The following is a 14,089-nucleotide window of genomic DNA, read 5'->3' on the forward strand; positions in this document are numbered from 1 at the left end:
AAAAATGGATAATTACAGTTCTTTTTTGTTCTTATATTTAAATGTTAGCTAGTGGTGTATCGGAGTGAATTGGAGGAGATACGAGTGTAACTTTAACTACCTTTTGAATTTTTAACACAAGAAAGGGTAGTGAAGATGAAAAAATCGTTTCATTATTTATGGATTAGTCAATTATTTGCCAACTTAGGTGACGTTTTTTATATCGTCGGGTTAATTTCTATTTTATATCAAGCAAGTGAGTCACCATTCTTTATGGCACTATTACCATTTTTAAATATGGCTGGTCGCATGATTAGTAGCAGTTTTGCGCCTCTACTGTTTAATCGTTACCGTTTAAAACAATTACTTGTTATTTCGCAAGCATTAAAAACGATTTTATTGTTGATTTTGGCAGTAGGTTCGCTTTATACACTGTCATTATCCTTTATGCTAATAATCATTTTTGCAGTCGCTTTTTTAGATGGGTTTGCACAACCAGCTAGTACTGCGCTTATTCCTCGAATCGTAGAAAATTCACAGCTTCTACGTGCAAATGGAATTTTATCAATGCTTGATGAATCAACACGGCTTGGTGGTTGGGCACTTGGCGGGATACTTGTGGCAGCAACTAGTGGGGGAATAGTGATTTGGATGACATTAATCCTTTTTATTCTCTCTACATTTTTTATTTTGTTCGTTACAGACAATACGCCATTCGAAAGAAAATTAAATGTTGCTAAAAAACAGGAACTAACAGAGGGCTTTAAACTTATTTGGGATAATCATTCCTTCCGTACGATTCATGTAATGATTATCCTTGAATCCATTGCAAATGTCGTTTGGGTCGCAGCCATTATGTATCTTTTTGTGGCTGATGTACTACATGTATCTGAGGCATGGTGGGGTTATATTAATACAACCTTCTTCATTGGATTGATTATTGGTGGTTTTATTTTCACTAAATTTGACCAATTTTTCGAGAGGAATTTAAAAAATATCGTATTGTTTTCATCAGTTGCTGTTGCTATTGTGATGTTATCGTTTGGATTAAACCAAATTGCAATAGTAGCACTAATATTAAGTCTATTTTTCGGAGTTTTTGATCAGTTCAAAGGCATTCTACTTGGTACGTGGCTACAATTAAAAGCAACGGATGAACAACTCGTGAAAGTTTATAGTGCCCAAGGTGTATTAACATCTTTATTATTTGGTTTATCAACATTGCTTGCAGGGGCGTTAGCAACTATCTTTTCTGTTCAGTGGCTTTTCATTGGTTCGGGGCTAATTTTACTACTGTCCACTATTTATTTTGGTTATGTGCAAAAAAGATTTGTATAAATCATACATTAAATATAAAAAAAACGTTCCTAAATGCAAGTTTGGTAAAAAGCGAATAGGGCAGAAATGTTGTTAAATCAACGTTCCTGCTTTTCCTATTGGTACATTGTTTATGCGTTGTTTTATACACTTTTACTAAAAGTCATTATTGTAAATGGTTTGAGCGTATTTTGGGGAATGTTGCGTCATTTTTTTCTTGTATAAATCATGCATATCCTTATCGTTGTAAATTCGCATTTTTCGAAGTAATTCCAATTAGAGTTAAAATATTTCATTAAAAAACGCTCAGAAATAATCTGAGCGTTTTTAATCGCTATTTATATAGAGAGTTTACTGTCTAAATATATGCTAATTAGCGTGTCCTTTCTTTTTTTTAATGTTTTTATCCCCATCAACCAAACCCGTTACGAGATGAAGGACATGACTTTTGCTCGCTGTATTTTTGTTTAAACATTCAAATTAAGAAAAATTGAGCGTTTTCATCAATACCCAGCTTTACGTCATTTTCCAAAGTAATTGTCATTGGAAAAATAACAGCATCCTTTTCAGAGAAATACCATCTTCTATTTGGTGAGACAAGCAGTAAAAAGACTGCTCCATTTTTATCGCTCATAAAATTCAAACCAGTGTGATTAATTTTCTCCCCATTACGTTCAATAATGCCTGCTTTTTTCAATTCTTCTGCTACGATGACTTTATCTTCAACGACTAAACTCATTTCCGACATTTGTATAATATTGTCTATAGAAAAAGGGGTTTCACTTGTTGGATTATCTTTGGTTCTTGAGATGAATTCCAAAATATTGCCTGCAGGGTCCTCGAAATAAAGAGAATGAGCCATAATATTTTCAAAATAAACGTCATCTTCACCATCTTCAGTAGATAGAGTTACTCGCTTAATAGCCCATTCTTTTGCTTCTAGAAATTGATTGGACGGAATATCGAACGCAAAATGATAAAATGGATTTCCTTTAACATTGCGATTATTAAACTCAATCGTTGTATAGCCAAATGTCACTTCAAAGCTGTCTGCAAGTTCATTTTCCAATGTACAGCCCAAATTATTTTTATAAAAATCTTTCATTACTTCTAAATCATTTGTTTGAAGTGATACCTTTTTAAATTTCAAAGTAATGCACCTTCTTCCCTTATTTGAAGATTATCTTACATGTAGTATATCCAAAAAGAAATACGGCTTTTGATTGAAGGGACTAATTTTATGCTGCTTTAATTTAATCTTTTGGAATTTTAAAGAGGAATTTACAAACAAATATGTGCTTGTTATAGTTACAATAAAAAATTCCAAAAAGGTGAGGGGTAGTAATGTTTTTTATACAAATGTCCGGGTTCCCAGGCTCGGGGAAATCTACATTAGCACTGGAAATTGCAAATAGAATAGATTGTGTCATTGTCGATCATGATATTGTTAAATCTGCATTGCTGAATTCGGTAAATGATAGTCAACTGGATGGGAAGCTGGCAGGGAAAATTTCATATAATATCGATTTTTTATTAGTTGATTTTTATTTGTCACAAGGGAAAAATGTCATTCTTGATAGCCCATGCCTATACGATGAGATGATTGAAAAGGCAATGGCAATATCCCGTACCTATAATGCGAAATATAAGTATATTGAATGTTATTTAGCCGATTTTGATGAAATTAATAATCGTTTAAAAAATAGAATGAAAAAAATCAGCCAAATTGCACAGGTGGAAAATAAAGATCTTTTCTATACTACGATAAAAAATAGTAAAAAACCTGCTAATCTATCATGCCTTACCGTGAAAACAGATAATCCATTACATACATATATAGATGATGTGCTTAATTACATTAATAGTTAAAAAAGAGAAGGGGCTTGATGTGTGCATTATCAACCCCCAATGTATTTATAAATCATAATTGGAAAAATAAAAGGAAACCAACTTTCGAAGGTTTCCTTTTATTGCTGCTCTATAAAATTAATGTACAATCATATCATGTGCTATTGTATGTCCGTCCATATCGCTAGGGAAATATGTAGGCCAATTTGTTACTTCCTCCAATAATGCTTTTCGATCGTCTCCCCAATATATATGGTAATGATCCGCTTTTGTAGGAGAAATACTATGATCACTGAATTGAATATACTGTGGTAATTTGTCTGCCGGTTCTGTTAGTTTAAATATAAACCGTACGCCACGATTTCCAGCTTCATAATTTAGAATTTCATAACCATCTGCTTCATATTCTCCAGTGAAAGCTTTTCCATTTTCATAAAATGTGACATTGTTTCCTTCGATTACGATACGTTCTGTATTTGTTTTGTAGCCGATGTCATAATACGCTTTATATTCCTCGGCTGTTTTATCACCATTCTGTTGTGCTTTATGTTCAAATACTTCATCTAGTGTGCCATCTAGTAAATAAGGGTACACAGATTGCCAATCACCCTCCCAATCGGAAAGTGCGCGATCTTGTACTTGACTATCTTCAAAATACCCAGCGTAAATTTTTTCTGCGTCTTCATCATGCGCATGATTATGCTCGCTTTTAGATGATTCATTATTGACTGCCTTCGTTTCTGCTTCGGGTCTATTTTCGACTTCCTTAGTTTCAGTAGACTGACATCCTGCTAACAACGAACTTAGGAGTAAAACACTTAACCCTTTTAATGCTATACTTTTCATTTTCCTGCCTCTTTTCTAAATAGTAATGATTACGATTATTGATTATAGATGCAATATTAACTGTTGTCAACACAAATAGTAATCGTTACTATTTGTGGAAGGTGTTTATGAAAATGCTGAAATTATTGAAACTCTTTTAGGCTATGAACGTATAAAAAATAGAAAGGAAGTGTTCATATGTTTTTTGGAGATATTATGTTTTCGATTTTCCCGATATTTTTTGGCATTATATTTATTGTTATTATTTTCATCCTAATTTCGAATATTAAAGAGGGGCTTAAAAATAATAATTCTCCACTTCTTACGGTGCCAGCCGAAGTTGCCTCAAAGCGGATTCATGTTCAAGGCGATCATTCGCGCACTACTTATTATGTAACTTTTGAAGTACAGAGCGGAGACCGAATGGAATTAAAAGTTAAGGGTAATGAGTATGGAATGCTAGTGGAGCAAGATCTTGGTTTATTATCATTTCAAGGTACACGCTATATTTCTTTTGAACGCCAAGGATAATGTTGGTTTTTTAGTGTAATAGAAAAGAATAAAATTGCTCAGGCTGATCTCGATAAAAGAGCGTCTGAGCATTTTTTGATTATTTTAAAAATAAGTACTTGACGATTTAAAAAGCATTTGTTATATTTATCTCAAGTTCGAGATATTAGATTTCGGAATTTTATTTTAAGTATATATCTTGAAATCGAGATAAAATGGAGGAGAATATAAAATGACAAAATGGTCAGTCGATCAATCACATTCAACAATTGGATTTGAAGTAAAACATATGATGGTATCTAAAGTGAAGGGGCACTTTAATAGCTATACTGCAGATGTAGAGGCAGCAGATTTAACGGATTTAACAACAGCATCGATTCAATTTGGAATTAATGTAACGAGTATTAGCACGAATAATGAAGACCGTGATAATCATTTAAAATCACCAGACTTCTTTAGTACAGACGAATATCCAGAAATTCTTTTTAATTCTACAAATATCTCTAAAGCCGGAGACGATTATAAGGTAACAGGAGATTTAACAATTAAGGGGATTACAAACACAGTAACATTCGACGTTGAATTTGGGGGTAAAGGTGTAAATCCTTGGGGTGTTGAAGTTTATGGCTTTGAAGCCGAAACAAAAATTAACCGAGAAGATTTCGGTCTAACGTGGAATGCAGCTTTAGAAACAGGTGGCGTATTAGTAGGAAAAGACATCAAAATTAAGGTCGAGCTTGAATTAAACCCTGCAGCTTAAACGTAGAATATTTATTAGTTAATAAGGGAATATTTATAATCGTTACGGGTATTGAATAACAAAATTTGTTGGTAGCTAGACAACAGAGTGGAGGAGAAATAAATTGGAAAAATTAAATATTGGCATTATTTTAGGATCAACTCGTGAAGGTCGTGTTAGTCCACAAGTAGGTGCATGGGTAAAAGAGCTTGGAGATAAACGTGGGGACGCAAATTATACAATTATTGATATTGCGGACTTTAATTTACCATTACTAGGTGAACCGGGCAAAGACGCATCAGGTGCAGCAGCATGGTCTGAAGCGGTTGCAAAACAAGATGGATTTGTATTTATTGTTCAAGAATATAACCATTCGATCACGGGGGCACTTAAAAATGCATTAGACTATTTACGCGTGGAATGGAACAATAAATCAGCAGGTATTGTATCTTACGGTTCTGTTGGTGGTGCTCGTGCTGCCGAACATTTACGTGGTATTTTAGGCGAATTATCAGTTGCAGATGTACGCGTACACCCGGCATTATCATTGTTCACGGATTTTGAAAATGGCACTACTTTCAAACCGAAAGATGTTCAAGTGGATTCCGTAAATCAAATGTTAGACCAAGTAATTCCTTGGGCAACAGCTTTAAAAACAATCCGATAATTACCAATTACTAGCATGTGCTTATTGCGCATGCTAGTTCAATTTTTATTCAGCATTCAAAAAATACGTGGTTAAAGCAATTTGGCCATATATATTTCATTTACATATTGTCCATCAATTAGTAAGGAGTCTTTCTTAATCCCCTCTATCTCAAACCCCATTTTCTGATAAAGCTTAATTGCGTGTTCATTCGTTTCGATGACGGTTAATTCTAATCGGTGGAGCTGCACCTGTTTTCCCCAGTTTATAATATGTTCGAACAGTTTTGAGCCAACACCTTTTCCGCGGCTATTACTATGTACACCAATTGCAATCATGGCACGGTGGGAAGTTCTTGATAAGTTTTCTGCTTTGAGAAGAAGATAACCTAAAATCTCATCGTTATCTTCTGCGACAAAGAAGCCCGATTTAGGTGCATTATTCAGTGTGTTTATAAATTTAATTAAAGGCTCTTCCTTCATTTGTCTTTCCCCAGGTCCATACAGCATAAAACCAGATTCTTCAGCATCCTTCATAACTGGAATAAGTTTCGGTGCATCACTTTCAACTGCCTGTCTTATTAGCATCATATCGCTCCTTTAAAAATAGTGTCTGCTTTTATTGCTTTTCCTTTTATTAGTTTAACAGTTTTTTGGGAGAAAAAATTGAGTCCTCCAAACAATTCTCTAGCGCAAAAGGGGTAGAGGGAGATGGGAATGCGGGAGGTAAATAGAGGAATGAATTTCCGTTATTTTCAAAAAAAACATAAAAAATAGTGAAAATAAGGGAAGCAATTTCCGTTATTGCCCTAAAAAACATGAAATTTCACGATTTTATTTTAAATAACGGTAAAACGTTCCCTTATTTATTCTAAAAATGAACTACACCATTAAAATAACGGTAAAATCTACCCTTATTTTAGGGAGGCACTGAAAAAATTTTTATTTGATAATCCTCCCCATGTTACAGTGATAACCCATTTACTATAGGAATTTCTATTATTTACAAAATATTGGAAGTAAACTAAAATTTAAAAAACAGGGAGGCTGATGACAGTGTTACTATTAAAAAATGGTTTTTTATTAAATATGGAAACCGGCAATTATGAAATACAGGATATTTACATTGAACAAAATATCATTAAAAAAATTGATTCAAATCTACATATAGAAGGTGCAAAAATAGTTGATTGTACTGGAAAATGGTTAATCCCAGGACTCATTGATATGCATGTCCATATAAAAAAGCACTTTGCTAATTATTTTACAGCGGCAGGTATTACAACTGTTCGAAATACAGCTGGGAGCATAATCGAATTAAAGCCGTTTATTGATGCGGATGGAAAAGACTATGAGCCTCGTATTATATCGGCAGATCGCATGATTGATGGACCGCCTGGCTTATGGGGTGATGATACAGCTTACAATATTAATGTGGATAACGTTTTACTTGCTAAACAAGAGGTTGATCGACAAGTTCAGCTTGGTGCACATTTTATTAAAGTATACGGATGGCTTGATGCCGAGTTCATGGAGGTTGTCGTTCAAGAGGCGAAGAAACATGAATTGGAAGTAAGCAGTGATATTTTGCACTCCAAAAAGGTAAACGCAATAGATGCTGCAAATATGGGGATCGACTGGCTTGAGCATAGTTCTGGAATAATTCAGGCAATGTATCCGGAATGGACTTGGAATTCCCCTAAAGAGGTATGGGATTCAATACCGTGGGACAACCCAGATGAAGAAAAATTAACGAACGTCTGTAAACAGTTGCTGGAGAAGGATGTTAAACTTTGTCCAACAATGGTCTTGTATGATCAAATGAGATTGGCAGAAGACTATTGGACGACAAATCATGAAATTGTACAGCACATAGAAGAAATGGACTATTTGTTTAAGCATTGGCTGCCTGGCGCACAAACAAAATCGGGTCAGTCATCATTTGGAATTCAAACAAAAATGATCCAAAAAATTGCCTATATTTACTTTAAAATGGGCGGCACTGTAGTGACTGGAACAGATACACCGGCGGGGATATTTACATACCCCGGTTTAGCATTGCACCGTGAACTGCAACTATTTGTTGACGCAGGATTTACACCGCTGGAGGCCCTTCAACAAGCAACAATGAATGCAGCGAAGGCTTTAAAAATAAACAATTTAGGTGAAATAAAGGAAGATTATATTGCTGACATTTTAATATTGGATGAGGATCCTTTACGTCAAATTGAAAATACAATGAAAATAGATTGTCTAGTAAAAGGAGGGGCTGTTTATTCGACAAAACAGCTGCTAGAGGCAATTCCATCAGAAGAAGAAATGACGATCTATAATAATGATCTAATAAAAGAATTTGAGAAATTAGGGTTAAAAGTAGAGTAATAAAAATTTATTTATATTAAAGAGAAAAGCAGGTGTAACCATTTAAAAGGTTACACCTGCTTAATTTAGTTTATTGAGGTTTAGTCAATCGAGCAATAGGGGAATTTCTACTATCGAATATGTTGTTGTGAATTTGGAGAGATTACATGTAACGAATTTCACGGAAAGGGGCTCTAAAGTGACATGAAAAATAACAACGGGAAAGGAATTTCTCGCCGGAATATGTGGTCAGGAATTTTATTTGGCGTCGGTCTCATTGCCTTTGTTGATGAAACAGTATTTCACCAGTTATTAAGATGGCATCATTTCTATGATAAATCAACTACCGATATTGGCTTAATTTCCGATGGCATTTTCCATGCTTTCAGCTGGTTTGCAACAATTGCGGGTTTATTTCTTTTTGCAGATTTACGTCGTAGAAAAGACTTGATCTTTCAACGGTGGCTAGGCGGTGTGTTATTAGGGATAGGTGTATTCCAGTTGTATGACGGCATTATTCAGCATAAGTGGATGAGAATTCACCAAATTCGCTATGTCGACAATGTCATCGTCTACGATATTGTATGGAATGTCAGTGCGCTAATCATTTTACTAATCGGTCTTTTTCTATTGTTCCGCTCTTCAAAAAACAGTACTTTAAAAGAGAAGACTGCAAATGAATAGTCTATATTTGCTTCATAGTCATGGGCATGCTACACATAGTCAATCATTACCGGGAATGAACCTTCAATATTTGCTGGGCTTATTTTTTGTATTATTGGGCGCGGCATATATTATCGTAGCCATAATGACGAATAAGCGCTATAAACAATGGCCAATTTCTCGTACCGCTTTTTGGGTGTTGGCGATGTTGATTGCACTTATTTCAGTTGTCGGACCGTTGGCAAACAGCGCACATACTAATTTTACGGCACATATGGTGAGTCATTTATTAATAGGCATGGTTGCACCGATTTTTATGGCGATCGCCAAACCGATGACTTTATTGCTTAGAGCGGTGAGTACGTCATTGGGGCGTAAGATAACGGATATTTTAAAAAGCCGGGTGATCCAATTTGTCTCTCATCCTATAACTGCCGCAATATTAAATGTAGGCGGTCTATGGCTTTTATATACAACAGACTTATATATGCTTATGCATGAAAATGCATTTTTTGCCTTATTTGTTCATTTGCATTTCTTTATAGCTGGCTATGTATTTACAATTTCAATTATTTATTTCGATCCTGTCCATCATCAGTATTCCTACCTATTTCGGGCAATCGTATTAATTGCTGCAATAGCCGGGCATGATATTTTGGCAAAATATATGTATGCAAACCCGCCGGCTGGAGTTTCTCGGCAAGAGGCAGAAATGGGGAGTATGGTTATGTATTATGCAGGGGATTGGATTGAAATAGTGCTCATTATAATATTCTGCTGGCAATGGTACAAATCAGCAAAACCTCGTAGAACTTCAGGTGTTGAGCTTAAGGTATAGAAATAATATAAAAATAAAGCGATGAAAATTTTAGGAAGTTAAAATTTTCATCGCTTTTTATTTTGCACACCTTATTTCTTTTGATTTGAGGGCGGTTGTTTTTTAGGTCGAATGTAAAGACCTAATTTTTGCCGTTCTTCCATTAACGATTTATATAAAGAAAGCATCATAAGTAAAATGATAAATGAGAATGGAAAGGCTACAATAATGGCGGCATTTTGAAGTGCGGCTAAACCTCCAGAAAACAGTAAACTAGCGGCGATGGCAGCTTGTAAAATACCCCAGATTAATTTGATTCGGAATGTTGGATTCATCGAACCGAATGTTGTTTGCATACCGAGGACGAATGTGGCGGAATCCGCTGAAGTAATAAAGAAAAAGGCAACTAATATTAATGCGATAATCGATAATATAAATCCGAAGGGCATATGGTCGAAAACTCCGAATAATAGCTGTTCTGTTGGTAAATCGATAATGCTTTGATCTTTAGAAATATATGTTTCAATCGCGGTTGTCCCAAAAGTAGCGAACCAGAAAAGACTGACAAGCGTTGGCGCTAAAATCACGCCCATTAAAAACTCCCGAATTGTTCGCCCTCTCGAAATACGTGCAATAAATATCCCGACGAATGGTGACCAAGACATCCACCATGCCCAATAGAAAATAGTCCATCCATCAATCCAAGCACGACTATCTGCATTTCCGGGTTCAGTACGTAGGCTCATATGCACAAAATTCTGTAAATAGCTACCTAGTCCTGACGTGAAATCATTCATTATTTTTACTGTTGGACCAATAAATAATGTTAATAATAACAAGGCGGCTGCTAAATAAATGTTCCAGTTACTTAACAGTTGAATCCCTTTATCGAGCCCGGTAGATGCTGAAACGATAAATAAAATCGTTACAATAACAATAATAATTAATTGGACTGTAAAGCTAATTGGAATATCAAATAAAAAGGAAAGTCCGCCATTAATTTGCTGGGCACCTAAACCGAGTGTTGTCGCAACACCGATTACCGTAGCGAATACAGCAATAATATCAATTATATGACCTACTGGACCCTTTGTTTTTTCACCGAAGATAGGGAATAAAGTAGAACTAATAAGCCCAGGCGCCCCTTTTCGGAAGTTTGAATAGGCCAATGCTAAAGCTACAACCCCATAAATTGCCCATGCTGAAATACCCCAATGGAAGAAAGTGAAACGGAAGGAATCTTTCAATGCTTGTTGAGAGCCTTCGGGAGCTATTGGTGAATTAATCGCAAAATGCGATAACGGCTCAGCTGCACCCCAGAATACTAATCCAATTCCCATACCTGCGCTAAAGAGCATAGCAAACCAGGAGACATTACTATAATCGGGTCTATCCGTTGATTTACCAAGCCGGATTGCACCCACTGGACTTAAAATTAAAAATACGCAAAAAGCAATTATAATTGCTACAACTAATAAATAGTACCAGCCAAAAGTGTTCGTAAGTAAATTCTGGATGTTGCTCGTTATATTCTCCAATAAATTTGGGGCTAAAACGCCTACTAATACGGCTATTAATGTAAGCGTTATTGAACTCCAAAAAACAATGCCTCTATTTTTCATATATTGACCCCCTAACCAACTAATAAATGTATTACCTTGTTACAGAAAAATAAACATATTTATTCAAAACTTTGTAATTTAAAACGATTATTTCTTGAAATTACTTCAATAAATCATATCTTCCTGACTTTAACAAAAGTGAATAACTCTTTTGTAAAAATCCTATACTTGTCAAAAAAGGGGGGGAGTTGTATTGACACAAACAACGGAAATTAAGCAAGAAATTAATCGTCTAAATAAGCAATTCCTTCATTCGTCAGATTTCGTTGCAAAAGAAATTATGCTAGGTAAAGAGGAGAACGTCATTATTTGCTATTATTCATCACTGGTGAATAAAACAGATCTCGAAAAGAACCTTTTGAACCTAAAACAGTTGAATCTATCTGCCTCACCAACAAACGAGGATAAAAATCAAAATACTGACAATACAAAATCGAGTGAAACAGAAAAAGACGAATTCAATGAAAAAAGTGTAGAACAAAAACAATTGTCCAAAGACGATACCATTACCATAACTAAAGAAAAATATGATCAGCAAAGACTAGTGGACTATGTCTGTAATGGTGAAACGTTAATCATCTTCTTGCAGTCAAACGAATTAATTCGTTTGAACAACGCTGAGTTTGCACACAAAACGCCTGAAGAGCCGGAAAATGAACAAATACTAAGAGGTTCGCACGAAGGATTTGTAGAAAATTTTGAAGTGAATGTTCAACTGATTCGGAAACGTATAAAAAATAATAATCTTGTTGTAAAACAAATAGTACTCGGAAAAGAGACTAAAACAAATGTTTACTATTTTTATGTAGAGAATGTAGTGGATAAAGGGGCACTTGAAACAGTCGAAACTAGGTTAAATGCAATTGATACAGATACGATATATAGTCTTGGTCAGATTAACGATTATTTAGATGATCAAGTATGGTCTCCATTTCCTCAACTATTAAATACAGAACGTCCGGATCGCGTTGTAGCGAATATTCTAGAAGGTAAGGTTGCGATAATGAGCGATTTATCGCCGACAGCACTTATTGGTCCGGTTACATTTTTTTCATTTTATCAAACACCGGATGATTTTAACTCACGCGTATTTGTCGGAACATTTTATCGGTTGATGCGATTATTTAGTATTCTTTCTGCCATTTTTTTGCCTGCATTTTATATTGCTATTGTAAGCTTTCATTTTGAAGTGCTTCCGCTTGAACTTGCTAATAAAGTTAAATCAGATATAAATCAAATTCCGTATCGACCTCTTATTGAGGCAATGATAATGGAAATAACGATTGAACTCATACGTGAGGCGAGTGTTCGGCTACCGAAATCTATTGGACAAACAATCGGTATTGTCGGAGGACTTGTTATTGGCGATGCTATTGTAAGCGCGGGGCTTGTATCCAATTTGATGGTCATCGTCGTAGCGTTTACGGCTATTTCCAGTTTTGTAGTGCCATCTGTTGAGCTCAATACATCCATTCGAATGCTGCGTTTTCCATTCATGTTCTTAGCTTCATTGTTTGGATTTTTTGGGATTGTGATTGGAACGTTTTTATTAGTAGTTCATTTATTGAATTTAAGCTCGTTAAAACGTCCATACCTTTCACCAATTATTCCGTTTGATCCTATAGAAGTAAGAAAAATTTTTTTCCGGGGACCTTATTATGGGCCAACAAAACAGGCAACAAGCTTTTCGCCGAAAAAGGATGATAAAGCATGACAATTCAGTTGACGAAGGTTCAATTGTTTCTTTTGATGTTTGTTATGCAAACCGGCTTTGTGTACACATCGGTTCAAAACTTGATAATCGAGCATGGACAGAGGGATGCGACGATTCAATTTATCATCGTTGCAGTTATCTTTTTTTTGCAATTATTATTTTTTGAACGAACTCATAAGTATTTCGTATTAAATGGATTAACAAAAGCGATCTATTTAATTTACTGGTTTCTATATATTATTGGATTCGTTATTTATATTACGTATGTATTAACGACCTGGGTATTTCCTAACACACCTACGATTGTCCTTATTGCCATATTTTTATCGGTTTGCTTTTATGCGAGTGTTAGCAGACCTGAAACGGCTGTCAATATTGGAGTCGTGCTCATTCCAATGTTCTTTTTATTTTTACTATTTATGTTTTTAACCATTCCGAATTTAAATGCTACCAATTTACTTCCTCTATTTTATGAGCGATCTGATACGTGGTTTAAGGGATTTATATATTGCGTGTACGCATTTGGTGGGGCAGAAATGTATGTCATACTCCGTAAGTATTTAATAAAGAACGACAAAATGACTAAAAAGGCATTGACCTTGTACTTTATATTATTGACTGGTTTTTACTTATTTTCTTTAGCATTTACATTGATGTATTTTTCATTGGATGAAATAAAAATAGTTCCTGAACCGATTTTATATATTCTGCATTCTGTAGAAGTTACTTTTGTAAAACGACTAGATTTATTTTTTGTGTATATTTGGCTTTCATGGTCTCTTGTTACCATTGTTAATTATGTACTTGTAATCCGACTCGTCTATTTTGAAAAAAAGCGTAAGTCACCCAAATTGCAGTTATTAATATTTTTTGCAATTGTTGCAGTAATTACTGATTTTCTTATACGGTTTTCTGTACTTGATTTTTTAAAACATAATTTAGTTTATTTGATGATTGTTTTCACATTTTTGTTACCTACAATGATTATCCTTGTAAATAAAATGAGGGGGCGAACTGTATCCGAATCCGATTCCCAAAAATCATCTTAA

At 34.9% G+C, this 14,089-nt stretch carries 14 protein-coding genes; 10 read left to right on the plus strand and 4 right to left on the minus strand.

Translation table 11 applies throughout. The features are described from left to right. Window positions 1-135 precede the first annotated feature (135 nt). Window positions 136-1,317: an MFS transporter gene (locus MKY13_RS06810; RefSeq protein WP_339215935.1), complete on the plus strand. Its 1,182-nt coding sequence runs from the start codon at window positions 136-138 to the stop codon at window positions 1,315-1,317. 454 nt (window positions 1,318-1,771) lie between these two features. Here MKY13_RS06810 and MKY13_RS06815 read toward each other — a convergent pair whose 3' ends face one another. Beyond that, on the minus strand, window positions 1,772-2,446 hold the full coding sequence (locus tag MKY13_RS06815; protein ID WP_339215937.1) for a VOC family protein: 675 nt from the start codon (window positions 2,444-2,446) through the stop codon (window positions 1,772-1,774). A 194-nt stretch (window positions 2,447-2,640) separates the two neighbouring features. Here MKY13_RS06815 and MKY13_RS06820 point away from each other — a divergent pair, with 194 nt between their 5' ends. Then, a complete protein-coding gene (locus MKY13_RS06820; protein WP_339215940.1) occupies window positions 2,641-3,165 on the plus strand; it encodes an AAA family ATPase in 525 nt (174 codons plus the stop codon). 117 nt (window positions 3,166-3,282) lie between these two features. Here the strand turns inward: MKY13_RS06820 and MKY13_RS06825 are convergent, their stop codons facing one another. Next, window positions 3,283-3,990 carry a metal-binding protein ZinT gene (locus MKY13_RS06825; protein WP_339215942.1) on the minus strand — a complete coding sequence of 236 codons (708 nt, stop codon included), beginning with the start codon at window positions 3,988-3,990 and terminating at the stop codon, window positions 3,283-3,285. A gap of 177 nt (window positions 3,991-4,167) precedes the next feature. On the opposite strand from MKY13_RS06825, the gene MKY13_RS06830 reads away from it, so the two are divergent. The 3 genes from MKY13_RS06830 (at window position 4,168) to MKY13_RS06840 (ending at window position 5,885) form a co-directional block, all read left to right on the plus strand. Then, on the plus strand, window positions 4,168-4,500 hold the full coding sequence (locus MKY13_RS06830) for a DUF2500 domain-containing protein (protein WP_339215944.1): 333 nt from the start codon (window positions 4,168-4,170) through the stop codon (window positions 4,498-4,500). Window positions 4,501-4,711: 211 nt separating this feature from the next. Then, entirely contained in the window at window positions 4,712-5,239 is a 528-nt protein-coding gene (locus MKY13_RS06835; RefSeq protein WP_339215946.1) for a YceI family protein, read from the plus strand. Between the two features lie 103 nt (window positions 5,240-5,342). Further along, window positions 5,343-5,885: an NADPH-dependent FMN reductase gene (locus tag MKY13_RS06840; protein WP_339215948.1), complete on the plus strand. Its 543-nt coding sequence runs from the start codon at window positions 5,343-5,345 to the stop codon at window positions 5,883-5,885. Window positions 5,886-5,956: 71 nt separating this feature from the next. Here MKY13_RS06840 and MKY13_RS06845 read toward each other — a convergent pair whose 3' ends face one another. Beyond that, window positions 5,957-6,454 (minus strand): GNAT family N-acetyltransferase, encoded by a 498-nt coding sequence (locus MKY13_RS06845; protein WP_339215950.1) that lies wholly within the window; start codon window positions 6,452-6,454, stop codon window positions 5,957-5,959. Window positions 6,455-6,919: 465 nt separating this feature from the next. On the opposite strand from MKY13_RS06845, the gene MKY13_RS06850 reads away from it, so the two are divergent. From MKY13_RS06850 to MKY13_RS06860, 3 genes are all read left to right on the plus strand, one after another. Beyond that, a complete protein-coding gene (locus MKY13_RS06850; protein WP_339215952.1) occupies window positions 6,920-8,245 on the plus strand; it encodes an amidohydrolase family protein in 1,326 nt (441 codons plus the stop codon). Between the two features lie 183 nt (window positions 8,246-8,428). Continuing rightward, on the plus strand, window positions 8,429-8,908 hold the full coding sequence (locus MKY13_RS06855; RefSeq protein ID WP_339215954.1) for a DUF2243 domain-containing protein: 480 nt from the start codon (window positions 8,429-8,431) through the stop codon (window positions 8,906-8,908). After that, window positions 8,901-9,725 carry a cytochrome c oxidase assembly protein gene (locus tag MKY13_RS06860; protein WP_339215956.1) on the plus strand — a complete coding sequence of 275 codons (825 nt, stop codon included), beginning with the start codon at window positions 8,901-8,903 and terminating at the stop codon, window positions 9,723-9,725. The genes MKY13_RS06855 and MKY13_RS06860 overlap by 8 nt, the downstream gene beginning before the upstream one ends. 71 nt (window positions 9,726-9,796) lie before the next feature. On the opposite strand, the gene MKY13_RS06865 is transcribed toward MKY13_RS06860, so the two are convergent. Continuing rightward, a complete protein-coding gene (locus MKY13_RS06865) occupies window positions 9,797-11,326 on the minus strand; it encodes a BCCT family transporter (RefSeq protein ID WP_339215957.1) in 1,530 nt (509 codons plus the stop codon). Window positions 11,327-11,519: 193 nt separating this feature from the next. Here MKY13_RS06865 and MKY13_RS06870 point away from each other — a divergent pair, with 193 nt between their 5' ends. Both MKY13_RS06870 and MKY13_RS06875 read left to right on the plus strand, forming a co-directional pair. Then, window positions 11,520-13,040: a spore germination protein gene (locus MKY13_RS06870; protein ID WP_339215959.1), complete on the plus strand. Its 1,521-nt coding sequence runs from the start codon at window positions 11,520-11,522 to the stop codon at window positions 13,038-13,040. Continuing rightward, a complete protein-coding gene (locus MKY13_RS06875; RefSeq protein ID WP_339215961.1) occupies window positions 13,037-14,089 on the plus strand; it encodes a GerAB/ArcD/ProY family transporter in 1,053 nt (350 codons plus the stop codon). The genes MKY13_RS06870 and MKY13_RS06875 overlap by 4 nt, the downstream gene beginning before the upstream one ends.

Source organism: Solibacillus sp. FSL W8-0372 (assembly GCF_037969735.1).
Classification (GTDB): domain Bacteria; phylum Bacillota; class Bacilli; order Bacillales_A; family Planococcaceae; genus Solibacillus; species Solibacillus faecavium.